At 67.8% G+C, this 14,138-nt stretch carries 10 protein-coding genes and 1 tRNA gene; 4 read left to right on the top strand and 7 right to left on the bottom strand.

Annotation, left to right across the window (positions count from 1 at the left end; translation table 11 throughout):
- The first annotated feature begins 11 nt into the window (after positions 1-11).
- Positions 12-950 carry an NAD-dependent epimerase/dehydratase family protein gene (locus EV653_RS00900; RefSeq protein WP_134096985.1) on the top strand — a complete coding sequence of 313 codons (939 nt, stop codon included), beginning with the start codon at positions 12-14 and terminating at the stop codon, positions 948-950.
- Positions 950-1,885, top strand: coding sequence for an RNA polymerase sigma-70 factor (locus EV653_RS00905; RefSeq protein ID WP_134096987.1), 936 nt, complete (start codon positions 950-952; stop codon positions 1,883-1,885). The genes EV653_RS00900 and EV653_RS00905 overlap by 1 nt, the downstream gene beginning before the upstream one ends.
- A gap of 36 nt (positions 1,886-1,921) precedes the next feature.
- Here EV653_RS00905 and EV653_RS00910 read toward each other — a convergent pair whose 3' ends face one another.
- The 5 genes from EV653_RS00910 to EV653_RS00930 all read right to left on the bottom strand — a co-directional run bounded on the left by EV653_RS00910 (position 1,922) and on the right by EV653_RS00930 (position 9,918).
- On the bottom strand, positions 1,922-3,796 hold the full coding sequence (locus EV653_RS00910; RefSeq protein ID WP_134096989.1) for an ABC transporter ATP-binding protein: 1,875 nt from the start codon (positions 3,794-3,796) through the stop codon (positions 1,922-1,924).
- Positions 3,793-5,457, bottom strand: coding sequence for an ABC transporter ATP-binding protein (locus EV653_RS00915; protein ID WP_238159490.1), 1,665 nt, complete (start codon positions 5,455-5,457; stop codon positions 3,793-3,795). The genes EV653_RS00910 and EV653_RS00915 overlap by 4 nt, the downstream gene beginning before the upstream one ends.
- Positions 5,458-5,785: 328 nt before the next feature.
- Positions 5,786-7,018 carry an MFS transporter gene (locus EV653_RS00920; RefSeq protein WP_166679257.1) on the bottom strand — a complete coding sequence of 411 codons (1,233 nt, stop codon included), beginning with the start codon at positions 7,016-7,018 and terminating at the stop codon, positions 5,786-5,788.
- 64 nt (positions 7,019-7,082) lie between these two features.
- Positions 7,083-8,864, bottom strand: a complete 1,782-nt coding sequence (locus EV653_RS00925; RefSeq protein ID WP_202871440.1) for a vWA domain-containing protein — start codon at positions 8,862-8,864, stop codon at positions 7,083-7,085.
- Complete coding sequence (locus EV653_RS00930) at positions 8,857-9,918, bottom strand: AAA family ATPase (protein WP_134096995.1); 1,062 nt, start codon at positions 9,916-9,918, stop codon at positions 8,857-8,859. The genes EV653_RS00925 and EV653_RS00930 overlap by 8 nt, the downstream gene beginning before the upstream one ends.
- Positions 9,919-10,070: 152 nt before the next feature.
- On the opposite strand from EV653_RS00930, the gene EV653_RS00935 reads away from it, so the two are divergent.
- The gene (locus tag EV653_RS00935; RefSeq protein ID WP_134096996.1) at positions 10,071-11,930 is read left to right on the top strand and encodes a hypothetical protein; all 1,860 of its coding nucleotides are present in this window, start codon (positions 10,071-10,073) and stop codon (positions 11,928-11,930) included.
- 262 nt (positions 11,931-12,192) lie between these two features.
- On the opposite strand, the gene EV653_RS00940 is transcribed toward EV653_RS00935, so the two are convergent.
- The gene (locus EV653_RS00940) at positions 12,193-12,678 is read right to left on the bottom strand and encodes an NUDIX domain-containing protein (RefSeq protein WP_202871441.1); all 486 of its coding nucleotides are present in this window, start codon (positions 12,676-12,678) and stop codon (positions 12,193-12,195) included.
- A 261-nt stretch (positions 12,679-12,939) separates the two neighbouring features.
- Between EV653_RS00940 and EV653_RS00945 the strand changes: the two genes are divergently transcribed.
- Entirely contained in the window at positions 12,940-13,350 is a 411-nt protein-coding gene (locus EV653_RS00945; RefSeq protein ID WP_134097000.1) for a hypothetical protein, read from the top strand.
- A gap of 632 nt (positions 13,351-13,982) precedes the next feature.
- On the opposite strand, the gene EV653_RS00950 is transcribed toward EV653_RS00945, so the two are convergent.
- A tRNA-Gly gene (locus EV653_RS00950) sits at positions 13,983-14,053 on the bottom strand.
- Positions 14,054-14,138 lie beyond the last annotated feature (85 nt).

Consider the following 14,138-nt stretch of genomic DNA (forward strand, 5'->3'; position numbering starts at 1 on the left):
CGTGAAGGCAGATGCGAGTATTCGTAGCCGGTGGCAGTGGTGTCCTGGGCCGTCGTCTGGTGCCGCAACTGGTGGCCCGTGGGCACGAGGTGACGGCGACCACGACGACCAAGGCCAAGCTGGACCTGATCACAGCCGCGGGCGCCGAGGCGGTCGTCATGGACGGCCTGGACGGAGCGTCCGTCGGTGAGGCGGTCGCGCTGGCGAAGCCGGATGTGATCGTGCATCAGATGACCGCGATCTCCATGACCCACGCGGGCAAGCCGGATATCAAGCACCCGGACCGCTGGTTCGCGAAGACGAACCGGCTGCGGACCGAGGGCACCGATCACCTGCTCGCCGCGGCCGAGGCGGTCGGTGTGCCGCACTTCGTGGCCCAGGGATATGCGAGCTGGAACGGCATCCGCGAAGGCGGGTGGGTGAAGACCGAGGAGGATCCGCTCGATCTGCTCGACGGAACAGCGGCGTACGCCGGCCTGAAGGCGCTGAGCCGGATCGAGGATCTCGTCCTCGGGATCGGCGGCGCGGTCATGCGGTACGGCGCGTTCTACGGACCCGGCGCCATCGACGACCAGGTGGAGCTGGTGCGCAAACGCCAGTACCCGCTGGTCGGAAAGGGGACTGGTTACAGTTCCTGGGTGCATCTCGACGACGCGGCGAGCGCGACTGTGCTGGCTGTCGAGCAACGGGTCCATGGCGTCTTCAACATCGTCGACGACGACCCGGCGCCGGCCAGTGAGTGGCTGCCGTATCTGGCCGAGTGCGCCGGCGCGAAGCCGCCGATGCGTGTTCCGGTCTGGCTCGCGCGGCGGCTGGCGGGGGACCAAGCGGTGGTGATGATGACCGAGGGCCGGGGATTCTCCAACGCGAAAGCCAAGAAGGAGCTCGGTTGGGAGCTGCGGTACCCGTCCTGGCGGCTCGGGTTCAAGGCCGAGCTGGCGGAGTCCTGATGGCAGATCGCGACGAGGAGTTCGAGGAACTGCGACCGCTGCTGTTCTCGATCGCCTACCGGATCCTCGGCAGCGTGAGTGAGGCGGAGGACGCCGTCCAGGACACCTGGTTGCGGTACGCCGGTTCCGGGATCCGGCCGGCGTCGGCGAAAGCGTTCCTGTCGGCTGTCGTCACGCGCATCTCGGTCGACGTACTGCGGTCGGCCCGACATCGACGCGAGGCGTATCTCGGGCCGTGGTTACCCGAACCGCTGCTGTCCGACCCGTACCAGGACCCGGAGCGCGCGGCTGAACTCGCCGACTCGGTGTCGACGGCGGCGCTGCTCCTGCTCGAACGCCTGTCTCCGTTGGAGCGCGCAGCTTTCGTACTGCGCGAGGTGTTCGGCTTCGGTTTCGCGGAGGTCGCCGCTTCGTTGGGCCGCTCGGAGCCCGCGTGCCGTCAGTTGGTGGCCAGGGCGCGGCGGCACATGGACGACGGCCGGAGGAGGTTCGAGGCGGACCGGCGTGAGTGTGACGAGCTGGCGGTCCGCTTCTTCGACGCGTTCAGGGAAGGTGCCGTCGACGACTTGCTGCAATTCCTGGCAGCAGACGTACAGCTGGTCGGCGACGCGGGGGGCAAGGCGCCGCAGTGGGGTCGCGGCCTGATCGTCGGCGCTCGCAATGTAGCCGCCATGCTCTCCGCGCTCGCAGAGCCGTTCGCGCGCATCGGAGGCGTCGTCGAGCCGCACCAGGTGAACGGGCAGCCGGGTGCGATCTTCCGCGACGCCGCCGGCCGTGTGGTCAACACCTGGACCCTCGACATCGCCGACGGCCAGATCGTCGCCATCCGGGCCGTGGTCAACCCGGACAAGCTGCGGCACGTCGGCCCGGTCGCCGACGCGTGGGCCGTCGTTCGCGAAACCACCGAGGCCCGGAAAACCGATGCGGGCGCGTAGGGAAGCCCCCACGCGCCCGCACCTGCCTGAAGCCGCTCAGGCCAGGGAGTCCTCCCAGGCCTGGTGCAGCCCGGCGTAGTGACCGTCATGGGTGATGAGGTCGTCGGGTGAGCCGTCCTCGATGATCCGGCCGTGTTCCAGCACCAGCACCCGGTCCGCGGTCTCGACGGTGGACAACCGGTGGGCGATGACGATCGCCGTACGGTCGGCCAGGATCGTCTTCAGGGCCCGCTGGATCAGGCGCTCGCTGGGGATGTCCAGGCTGGACGTGGCCTCGTCCAGGATCAGTACGGCGGGGTCGGCCAGGAACGCCCGCGCGAACGCGACCAGCTGACGCTGACCGGCCGACAACCGGGAACCGCGCTTCTCCACCGCGGTCTCGTAGCCGTTGGGCAGAGCCGAGATGAAGTCGTGCGCGCCGATCACCTTCGCGGCCTCGACGACCTCCTCCATCGTGGCGTCGGGCTTGCCGAAGCGGATGTTGTCGGCCACCGAACCGGTGAACAGGAAGTTCTCCTGGGTCACCATGACCACCCGCTCGCGCAGATCGTCCTCGGACAGGTCGCGCAGGTCCACGCCGTCGAGCAGCAGGTGCCCGCCGGTCGGGTCGTAGAACCGTGCGACCAGTTTGGCGATCGTGGTCTTGCCGGCGCCCGTCGTACCGACCAGGGCCAGCGTCTGACCAGCCGGCACGTCCAGCTGCAGACCGGGCAGCACGGGTACGCCGTCGACGTACTCGAACCGCACGTTCCGCAGTTCCAGGTGACCGCGCGCCTTGCGCGGCTTGGCCGGCTCGATCGGCTCCGGAACGTCCGGGGTCTCGTTCAGCACACCGGACAGCTTCTCCAGCGCCGCCGAGGCGGACAGGAACGTGTTGTAGAACTGCGTGATGTCCTGCAGCGGCTCGAAGAACTGCCGCAGGTAGAGCAGGAACGCCGTCAGGACGCCGACCGTCACGTGCCCGTGGTACGCCTGGTAACCGCCGTACGCCAGGATCGCGACGATCGTGATGTTGCCGACGCCCTTGATCGCCGGCATGAAGACCGCGTTCAGCCGGAACGACTCGAGGTTCGCCTTCCGGTAACGGTCGTTGACCCCGTGGAAGATCTCCTCGTTGCGCGGCTCCCGGCGGAAGGCCTGGACCGCGCGGATCCCGGTCATCGACTCGACGAAGTGCACGATGACCAGGACGACGGCCTCACGTGTCTGCCGATACACGACCGCGGACCGCTTCCGGAACCACGCCGTCAGGACCAGCAGCGCCGGGAACGACAGCAGTGCGAGCAGACCGAGCTTCACGTCCAGCGTGAGCAGGATGATCGACGTGCCGACCAGGGTCAGTACTGCGGTAACGAGGCTGTCGAAGCCGCTCGCCAGCATCTCGTCGATGACCTGTACGTCGGACGTCAGCCGGGAGATCACGCGACCCGAGGTGAACCGGTCGTGGAACGCCGGGCTGAGCCGCTGGAAGTGGTCGAACACCCGCTTGCGCAGGCCGAGCAGGATCGTCTGACCGAGCCGCCCGGACCGCATCAGGAAGATCTGCCGCGCCCACGCCTGCAGCAACGCCGCCGCGAACACCGCGATCACGATCGTGATCAGCTGTTGCGAACCCTTGCCGGCCAGGATCGGCGGGATGCCGTTGTCGATCCCCAGGTGGACCAGATACGGCACCGCGAGCCGGGCGCCGTTCTCGACGATCACGATCGCGACCAGCAGCCAGATCAGCTTCCGGTACGGCCGGAGCAGCTCCCCGAGCAGCTTGCGGGAGTCCTCCTTCAGCCGGATGGTCGTCGCCCGGGAGATCTCCCGATCCGGGTCCTCCTCGAACAGGCCCCGCCAGCTCTGCTCCTCCGGCGGCTTCTGCTCCCGTTCCTTCGCTGCAGGAGGTGTTTGCTGGGTCGTCGTCATGCGTGCACCTCCTCTTCTTCGGCTGCCAGCAGGTGCCGGTACTCCGGCACTGTCGCCAGCAGTTCCTGATGGGTTCCGACGTGGGTGATCGTGCCGTCCTGGAGCAGGGCGACCTTGTCGGCCAGCATCACGGTCGACGCGCGGTGCGCCACCACGATGCCGGTGGTGTCGGCGAGCACGTTCTGCAGCGCCTCCTCCACCAGAGCCTCGGTGTGGACGTCGAGCGCCGACAGCGTGTCGTCCAGCACCAGTACGGCCGGCCTGGCGAGCACTGCACGGGCCAGTGCGAGCCGCTGCCGCTGTCCACCCGACAGCGACATGCCCTGCTCACCGACGCGGGTCTCCAGACCCCACGGCAGGTCGTTGGCGAACTGCGCCTGTGCCACCTCCAACGCCTGCTGTACGTCGGCGTCGCTGGCGTCCGGGCGTCCGAGCGTCAGGTTCTCCCGGACACTCATCGAGAACAGGGTCGGGTCGTCGAACGCCGACGCCACCGCGCTCCGCAGTGACACCAGGGACAGGTCCCGGATGTCGTGCCCGTCGATGGTGATCCGTCCGGCGGTCACGTCGTACAGCCGGGGGACCAGTGCGGTCAGAGTGGTCTTGCCGGACCCGGTCGCGCCGACCAGGGCCAGCGTCGTACCAGGGGTCAGGTCGAGGTTGATGTCGTGCAGCACCTCGGTCGAGTCGTCGGAGAACCGGAACCCGACGTGCTCGAACCGGAGGTGACCACGCGCGTTGGTGAGCTCCTCCGGACCGGACTTGATCACGGAGTAGGTGTCGAGGATCTCGCTGATCCGGTCCGCCGCGGTCATCGACTCCTGCGCCATCGCCAGGATCGCGCCGAGTGAGGTGACCGGCCACACCAGCGACAGCATCAGCGTGATGAACGCGACCAGGGTGCCGAGGGTGATCGCCTGGCGCCCGGCCGCGAGCGCGCCGAGTAGCAGCACGATCACCAGGGTCAGGTTCGGAATCACGCCGAGGAAGCTCCAGAACCTCGAGGCGAGCCGGACCTTCTCGACCTCGGTGTCGTACAGCGTGGTCGCCTCGTCGTCGAACTGTCGCTGGACGTGCGGCCGCCGGCCGAACGCCTTGATCACCCGGAAGCCGAGCGCGGACTCCTCGATCCGGGTGGCCAGGTCGCCCTGCTGGTCCTGGACCTTGCGGGAGATCCGCAGGTACTTCTTCTCGAACTTCAGCGACACCATCACAACCGGTACGGCGGCCACCAGGACCACGAGACCGAGCGGCCAGTACAGCTGCAGCAGCAGGATGGTGACGACGATCAGTTGCAGGATGTTCATCACCAGGAACAGCAGGCCGAAGCCCATGAACCGGCGGATCGTGGACAGGTCGGTGGTGACGCGGGAGAGCAACTGACCGCTCTGCCACCGGGTGTGGAATTCCATCGGCAGCGACTGCAGCCGGACGTACAGGTCATGCCGGAGAGTCGCCTCCAAATCACTGACCGTCCGGGATTGCGCCCAGCGGCGCATCCACACCAAGATGACCTCGGCGATGCTGAGCCCGAGGGCCAGCAGCGCGAGCGGTACCAGCATGCTCAGTTCGTGGCGGGTGACAGGTCCGTCGATGATGGACCTGGTGACCAGTGGGACGGTGAGGCTGACACCGACGCCCAGCATGGCGGTGGAGAACATCACCGCGAGGCGCCAGCGGTGTGGCTTCAGGTAAGGACGCAGTCGCCACAGATTGCGGCTGCGTTCGGGGACACGGGTGGTAGGGGCAGCGATCGACGGCGCTGTGACAGCGTGCTCTGACGGCATCTGGACGGGCGCACTTCCCATCTACTTCGGTTCACAAGGGGCTTGGGCGACCGGAAAACGGCGCACTTTCCAGTATCGCCCAGTAGGTAAGCGCTTGTCCTGCCAATTCCATTCCCCGTCGATGAATAACCACCGGACGCAATAACCCGTCCCGGTGCCACGCGGGAGGCCTGTCCGGACCTATCGCGGTTCGTAATCAGTGCTAGGCCATCGATCGCCCTGCCGGTTCCTCTTCGGGCAGTTCCGGCAGGTCGCGCAGTCCGCGCAGCGGCGAGAAGAGGGCGACCAGGGATCCCGCGAGCATGCCCGCGGTGGCGATGAGGAGGGTGGGGCGGAGGTGGAGGGCGGTCGCCAGGACGCCCGAGACGGCCGCGCCCGCGGTCTGGCCGCCGATGACCAGCGTGCGCCAGGAGGCCGTGACCTGGCCCAGGAGGTGGGCGGGGGCCAGCGCCTGCCGCAGCGTGCGCTGAGGTACGCCGAACAGCGCCATGCCGACGCCGGCGAGCACCTGGCCGAGCAGGATGAACGGCGTACGGCCGGTGCAGAGCAAGGCGCCGTTGAGCGAGGCAAGGAAGCAGCCGGACAGGTAGGAGCGGCCGATGCCGACCCGCCGGCACCACGGACCGGCTACCAGCGTCCCCGCGACCGCAGCGGCGCCGAAGGCGGTCAGCGTGAGTCCTACGAACGCGGGCGAGCGGTGCAGCTCACGGATGAGGAACAGGACGACCAGTGGCGCCTGCAGAGATCCGGCCAGGGCCGCAATGGCCGCGGAGAGGACGAGTGGTTTGAGCATCCGGTGACCGAAGAGCACTCGCAGGCCTGCCGACAGCCGCACCTCGGAGCGGGGTCGCGCGCGCATGCGGTCCGGTTCGCGGATCAGGTACGCCGCGATTGCGGACACGACGTACGACGCGGCGTCGATGACGATCGCGAAGGGTGCTGTGAGGACCTGCACCAGGAAACCGGCGACGGACGGGCCGACAGTCGAGGCGAGGTTCAGGTTCAGCAGGGCGGCGCTGTTGGCCCGCATGAGGTCCTCTCGTGGAACGAGGATCGGGATCATCGTCTGGGACGCGGTGTCGGACAGCAGCGTGAGCACCCCGGTCAGTACGGCGACGACGTACAGCTGCTCGATCCGCAGTGCCTGCAGGGCCGCCGCGGCCGGCACCGAGCCGAGCAGCAGAAGGCGTCCGACGTCGGTCCAGATCAGCACGCGCCGTCGCGACCACCTGTCCACCCAGACACCGGCCAGCAGTCCGAACAGCAGATGGGGCGCGATCGACACTGCGGACAGCGCACCCATCTGCACAGCCGATGCCTGCAGCGTCACGACCGCCACCAGCGGGAGGGCAACAGTCGTGACGGCACTGCCGGATGCCGACACCAGCTGTCCGATCCACAGCTTCCTGAACTCGCCGTTAACGACCCACGCCATACCTGTGAACCTGTCACCCAGCAGAGTCATTCGACTACGGCTGTTCGCCGCCGGCAGAGCTTGTTCACTCCACGCGAAACACAGGACCCCTTGCAGTGAAGGGGAGTGAGGCACCGCGGGGGATCAGCCAGGCGTGCTCGCGCCGTACCCGGACGACGTCGCACTGCCCGTCGGTGATGAGCAGGATCGGGCCCTCCGCGGGGAAGTCCTCCGCCCGCTCGAGCAGGTCGACGCCGGGCTGCAGCACCGTCCCGCCACGCCCACGGACCTGCACCCGGCCGGCGATGTCGTCGACAGGCACATACCCGGCGTCGTACGCCGCCGCATCGCAGTACACGACCCGGGCGGCCGGTACGTCGCGAGCACGCGAGTACGACGCGATCGCGCCGAGCGCCTTGCCCAGCAGCTCGCGGTCCATCGAGCCGGACGTGTCCAGCACCACGCCGTACGTCGGGAGCCGGTCGAGCTCGACCGGGCGGATCCAGCCCGGGCGCGGGATGTCCGGCGTACCGGATTGGCGCCGAGACGCGCGGGCGTACGTGCGGGTCTTCTCGAGGGCCGGCACGTGCTCCTCGAACCAGCGGGCCAGCTGTGCGTCCCAGGCGAGCGGCGGGTGGTCCAGCGCGCGGATCTCCTCGACCAGTCCGGCAGGCAGCGTGCCACGGGCGGAGTCGTGGTACGCCAGACCAGTGGTCAGTGCCCGCCGGTAGATGTCGTCCAGACCAGCACCGCGTGCGGCTTCACCTGCGTGAGGCAGCGGCTGGCCGAGTACGTCGCCCAGTCCGACGCCACGCAGGGTCGCGAGCTTGCGGTAGCGACGCAGGTCCGTGGTGATGCGGTCGTAGACCTCTTCGGCGGACATGCCCTTCAGGACCGGGTCGTGGAGCGCACCGTCCGGCATGCTGCCGACGCCCATCTCCAGGAGCCAGCCGTTGATCACCAGGTCGGCGGCAACGTTCCACAGGTACGGGTCGCGGCCACCGACACGCTCACCGTGGCGCAGTGCGGCGTGCAGCATCTCGTGGGCCATCACGAACCGCCACTCGCTCAGCGTCATGCTGATGAGCGGATTGACGTAGATCTCGCCGGCGGCTGCATTCACTGCCGCGACGTGGATGTCCCAGCCGCGGGCGAGCTCCGCCTCGGCGACGATCGTCATGCTCGACGCAATCGCACCGAGTAGTGGGTACGACGAGACGAACCAGCCGAGCGCGAGGTCCCACTTGTCCCGTCCGCCACGGTCCGCGCTCAGCGAAGAGCGTGCACCGCCTGCGACCTCGACGGCCGCTGCTGCTGCGGCCGACAGTCCGGCGGCGAACAACTCGCCCCACTGGGGCGGCTTGCCCCAGCCGTTCCAGCGGGCCGTCTCGACGTCGGAGGTCCGGCCTGCCGTGCCGAGTCCGTCGTACTCCGCTGGTACGCCTTCGCGCCGCCAGAGGCGTGCCAGCGCGTCCTCCTCCATCGCGGGGAAGGACGCGGGCAGCTCGACGATCGGCGTACCGAGTTTGAGCGACTGGAGGTAGCGGTTGACCGCTACGTCGCACGCGGCTTGGGCAGCATGGTCCGGCTCCGGTCGGTCGCGGTCTGCGTGGCCGAGACCGAGGTGGATGAGCAGGTGCGCGAAGACCCACGTCCACTCGTCCGGCGTGGCGCGGCGGGTCCGGTGCGTACGGATCTGGCCGTTCGAGTCGATGATCGCCCAGGCGTCGGCCGGGCAGTCGTCGTCACGGATCGGGCTGCGCGCCCAATCGGCCATCGGAGCGAACAGCGGGTGCTGTACGACGGTCGTCCAGGCGGCCTGGATCGCCTCCCACGCCGGGTCCCGCTGCTTGTGGCGTTTAGGCACGCGCCGCCACCAGCCGCGGCAGATCGCGGCTGACCTCGACCAGGAACCACGTCGGCAGCACCGGACGGCCGTCGTCGTCGGACGCGATCACCAGCTGAGCGATCTCGAGCGAGATCTCCGCCAGCTCGACCAGCAGCGCCTTGCCGCGGTGCGCGAGCTGACGGGCGGCTGGATTCGCGGAGGCCTTGTCGGCGGCCAGTTCCTTGATCAGACGGGCGCGGAAGGTCTCGGCGAGGAAGTACAGCAGGTCGCGGTCCTCCGGAGCGGCCGGCCAACCGGTCTCACCCTTGAGTACGGCGTCCAGGCCGAAGGCGTGCCGGACCGTCTTCACGTACGCGCGGAACATGGAGGCGTGCGCGGCGGACAAGGTGCCGAAGGCAAGTACCCGAAGCGTCTCGTCGGACACGCCGTCGCCGTACGAGTGAAGGGCGTCCGAGAGCATGTGCCACGAGCGCGGGGTGGAGAACGGCTCCTCGATCTTCGGCGGGGCGGTCCACAGGTGGTCGGGGCGGTTGCGCAGGTACTCGAGGACCCAGGGGTGGATGCCCGCCGTACCGGCCCACTGCAGCCAGTCGCTCGCGGAGGCACGCAGGTGGACGTGGACGAGCCGGTTGACCAGTGCGCTCGCCATCGGACGGGCCAGCGCGTTGTCGGTGGCGCGGTTGCCGGCGCCGATCACCACGGAGCCCTCCGGCAACTCGTACTCACCGATCCGGCGGTCGAGGATGAGCGAGTAGAACGCCTTCTGGACCTCGGCCGACGACGCGTTCAGCTCGTCGAGGAACAGGCAGTAGGGCTCGTCCCGCGCGATGGCCACGGGCGGTGCGAAGCGGCTGCGGCCATCGACGATCTGCGGTACGCCGATGAGGTCCTCCGGCGCGAGCTGCGTGCCCAGGAGCGTCACGCACTCCAGACCGAGCGATTCCGCGAACGCCCGCACCAGGCTGCTCTTCCCGATCCCCGGTGCGCCCCAAAGGAAGACCGGGCGTACCACTGCGACGTGCAGCAGTACTTCGGGCAGTTCTGCCGCCGATACCGTGATCCCTGCCTGCATTCATTCCTTTCGTGGCTGCCGTCCTTGGTCAGCCCTCCAGGATCCTCTTGGAGTCACGGTGTGTCACTCTGTTTTCCAGGGTGCTTCCGTTACCGGTGGTTACTGGCTAGGGTGCGGCCCGTTGTCTTCGGAGTACTGGGGGGTCTCTCGTGGTGAGCTTTCGGGTCAAGGCGGCGGCTGTGTGCGCCGCCGTACTGCTGCCGGTCTCGGCGTCGCAGGCGCTGGCTGCCGACCCGCCGCCGCACCTCGGGGCGGGTGTGCTCGTCCCAGGGCGGTCTGCGGTCGACGTCGGGATGTCCGGTGCCCGGGTGGTCGTGTCGAACCCGGTCTACGAGACCAGCAACAACGGGACCACCTGGACCGCGTCCGGCGGCACGAATGTCGGTAAGCCGCTGCAGGTCGAGGGGAGTGCGCTGCTGACATTCGACGGGAGTACGGCGAAGGTCGGCGGGCTCACATTCCCCGCTGCGGACGACGTGGTGCTCGGGAAGGGCGGCAAGCTCGTCTCGCACCGCACGCCGGCCGGAGCGACCGCAGAGGTGTACGACGTCGCCTCCAAGACCAAGCTGGCCGACTACGCGCCGCCGTTCGCCATGTCCGGCGACACCGTGTGGAAGGTGACGTCGCCAGGGCATCTGGACGGCAAGAACCTGACTACTGGTGACGTGAAGACTGTGCTGGTCGCGACTGCGTGCACCGTCGGCCCGGACGGCGTGAACGGCCGGTGGGCTGTGCTGAGCGGCTGTAACCAGGTTGTCGACGTCAACGGACCGCAGCCGCCGCGGAATCTGTCGGTGGCCGCGGACTCACAGCTGGGTAATGGTTTTGCGGTTCAGGCGTCCGGATCGGACCTGTTGGTCACTGACCTCAACGATCCGTCTCTCGGGCAGCGCAGGTACGGACCGATCCGCACCGCCGGTCCCAGCTTCCGCGCGGACGGCTCCGGTCTGGCGAAGATCGTGTACGCCGACTCGGACGGCAATCCGCGTGTGATCACGCTGAGCTGGCTGAGTCCGGACCCGCAGCAGCACCCGGACACGGTTGCGCCCGTACTGACCAGTGCGTCGGCCGGCGACCGGGTCCGTGACAACACCAGTCTGTCCTTCGACTGGGCCTTCACTGACCCGCAGGACCCGAACTCGCCCGCTACGGGCGTGTTGAGCTACGACCTGCGCATCCAGCAGCGCCCGAACCGCACGTCGCCGTACGGCGCCTGGAACCTGGTGTCCGCGTGGCAGGGGCTGAAGACGACGGGTGCGAGTCTGACCGCTCCGATCGGCACGGACACGTGCTGGTCGGTCCGTGCCCGCGATTACGCGGGCAATGTGAGTGCGTGGAGTGCGTCGTACTGCAGTGAGGTCGACGGCACCGCGCCGTCGCTCATCACGTGGCGGATCGGCGACCGGGTGCAGCTGAGTGGGTCCGCGACTGTCCGCTGGGCGTACAAGGACGACACCGACATCGCGTCGTACGACGTGGTCTACAAGACCGCCGCACCAGGTGTCGCGTTCGGCAAGTGGATCTACCCGGCCACCTGGCAGAACACGCGCATCACGTCGATCACATGGGCTCCCCGCCTCGGCTGGGACGAGTGCTTCATGGTCCGCTCCCGCGACTACCTGGGCAACCTGTCCGCGTGGTCCGCCCCCATCTGCTCAGTAGCCCCCGAAGACGACCGAGCCCTGACCTCCGCCGGCACCGTCACCCGCACCACCAGCACCCTGGCCTTCCAAGGCACCACCACCATCCTCAAAGCCAACGGTGCCTACCTAACCAAGGCCACCGAAGCCGGCCAACGCATAGCCCTCATAGCCCTCCACGGCCCGGGCCAGGGACGTGTGGACATCTACCACGCCAACATCAAAATCGGCACAGTCTCCCTGGCCGCAACCACCACCAGCCGAGTAGTCACCTACCTCCCCACCACCGTCTTCCGTACAGGCGCTTTGAAGATCATCTCCACCAGCACAGCCCCCGCCTCCATAGACGCCGTAGCCCTACTCCGTGCCTGATTCACCCAAGTCAACCCGCTCCATGAGCGACGCTAGGTTGGGGAGGATCCTGCGCCCGATCCGGTGCACAATCCTCCCCAAGGCCGTCGGTCGACGGGCCGAACACGCCTAATCTCGTCCAGTCCGTACACCATCAGGTCGGTCAGGTGATGCACGGATACGACAGGCTGTCCCATGTCTGCGGGTTCGATCCGAAGTCCGGCTCGGTCAGCCCGAAGCAGCCGATCTCGTTGCCCGCGCGGGCGTGTCGACAGCCACGGCCTCACTTCAGGATCAGGGTTCCGTCGAACGCGTCCAGGTCGGCCAGGGTTTCCCGGTAGACGTCCCGCAATGGGGGCAGGTCGCTGCGCGAGAAGAACCGAGCATCCCGGGTCTCATCGGTCTCGGTGCGCAGCGAGCCGCTCCAACGGTCCACCCGGAACACGACCGCGAACATCTGGTGGTGAGCGCCGTATGCGTTGGTGAACCAGTACTGCGGGCCCGTGTACAGCGCGATCGGGGTTGCCGCTTCGACGACCAGGCCGGTCTCTTCCAGCACCTCGCGAACCAGCGCGTCCCAGATCGACTCGCCCAGCTCCAGGCCGCCGGCCGGCATCACCCACGTGTTGTCGTCGCTGCGTCGGACGAGGAGCACGTCACCGGAATCGTTGACAATCACGGCTCGCGGACCGGGCGTGATGATTCGCTGGGCGCCGACGTACTTGCGCAAGCTGCCGACGTACGACTCCTCGAACGGGACCGCGCTCACTTGCAGTACCTGACGACTCTTCGGGCGCGCATGACCATAGCCTGACGGTAGCGAAACCGCCGCCCCTCCTACCGCAGGCATGCCTCGCCATCCGCCCGAGCGGCTGACGAGAATCTAACTCGCGTAGCTAGTTGGAAGATCGGTCTCCGCCACGCTCACCGTCTGGTGGTGAGCCTGAGCCGGTGGCTGCGGAGTGACCGAGACTGACCTCAGTTGCCCTCTCGTAATCGCTCGCTAATCGCCCGCGAGAAGATGCGCGGCATGACCCTCTGGCTCAGCCTCTTCGCGGCGACATGGTTGGTGTATGTCGTGCTCGCCCTGGTAAGTGCCCGGGCGAGTGGATGGGAGGCTGGCGAGGTACTCGTGAGCGTGGTGGCGGCCAGTAGCGCCTTCTTCGTGCGCTGCGGGATCGAGGGAACTTCGCTGCTCGGTGCTCTTCGAGGCGCGACGCTGGTTTCGTTGTTGATCCTCCTCATCACGGGAGGTCGACCGGCGCGGGTGTTCGATCCGCCTGGGATGAAGGCGCGCGCTTACCGTCGCATGTCTCGTGAGGAGCGGGAAGCCATCGACCGACGTGATCGAGCATCCTGCCTGTCGCAGTTGCTCCTGATCCTTTGCATCATCGGGGGTGCAACGGCATACGTGCTCGCTGGTTGGACGTTCCTGGACTAGCGCCGCGGCCACACCTGCCCCGTCCCCCAATAGCTGCCAACACAGGTCAGCGCGGCGCCTGTCAAGAGTCGGCTTGCCGATCCCGTACGGACGCCGTAGGCGCTCTTGATGCGTGTCGTGATGGCCGTACGATCGAGCGGCCGGGGGGACGCTCCGAAGCGGGGGAGCTGGCGCTCAACGGTGAAGTGGACCGCGACGGTGGGGCTGACTGCCGGGTTCGACTTCCATGACCTGCGTCACACCGGTAATCACCTGGCTCCGAAGAGTGGTGCGTCGACCAAGGAACTGATGCACCGGATGGGGCACGGCTCGATGCGCGCGGCGCTCATCTACCAGCACAACACCGACGAACGGGCTCGGGAGATCGCTGCTCTGCTAAGCGAGGTGGTCACTCTTGAGGCCAAGGGCGATGACGACGACGAACTGTCCGGAGTACTGGTCCCGAGCGAAGCGGCAAACCCCGACCCCGGCGCCGAGCGAAGAGGCAAACCCGACCCAGGAGCCGAGCGAAGCGAAGGCAAAAGGGGGTGCGGGTGGCGGAGCCCCCGCTCGCGCCGAGCGGAGCGAAGGCGCACAAAAGAAGAGGGCGAGGCCGCCTGCGCTTTCCGCAGGCATGCCTCGCCACTCGCCCGAGCGGGTGACGAGAATCGAACTCGCGTAGCTAGTTTGGAAGACTAGGGCTCTACCATTGAGCTACACCCGCGGTGCTCGGACATGATTCCATACGGACCCGGTCGGACTCAAAACGGTATTCGGCCGGGGTGGTGGCGCGAGCACTGGTTCGGGTC

Source organism: Kribbella pratensis (assembly GCF_004365355.1).
Taxonomy (GTDB): Bacteria; Actinomycetota; Actinomycetes; order Propionibacteriales; family Kribbellaceae; genus Kribbella.

Excerpts from the sequence above, each read along its gene's own strand:
- EV653_RS00900 (WP_134096985.1), top strand. The coding sequence starts at position 12 with ATGCGAGTATTCGTAGCCGGTGGCAGTGGTGTCCTGGGCCGTCGTCTG.
- EV653_RS00905 (WP_134096987.1), top strand. The coding sequence starts at position 950 with ATGGCAGATCGCGACGAGGAGTTCGAGGAACTGCGACCGCTGCTGTTC.
- EV653_RS00910 (WP_134096989.1), bottom strand. The coding sequence starts at position 3,796 with ATGACGACGACCCAGCAAACACCTCCTGCAGCGAAGGAACGGGAGCAG.
- EV653_RS00915 (WP_238159490.1), bottom strand. The coding sequence starts at position 5,457 with ATGTTCTCCACCGCCATGCTGGGCGTCGGTGTCAGCCTCACCGTCCCA.
- EV653_RS00920 (WP_166679257.1), bottom strand. The coding sequence starts at position 7,018 with ATGGCGTGGGTCGTTAACGGCGAGTTCAGGAAGCTGTGGATCGGACAG.
- EV653_RS00930 (WP_134096995.1), bottom strand. The coding sequence starts at position 9,918 with ATGCAGGCAGGGATCACGGTATCGGCGGCAGAACTGCCCGAAGTACTG.
- EV653_RS00945 (WP_134097000.1), top strand. The coding sequence starts at position 12,940 with ATGACCCTCTGGCTCAGCCTCTTCGCGGCGACATGGTTGGTGTATGTC.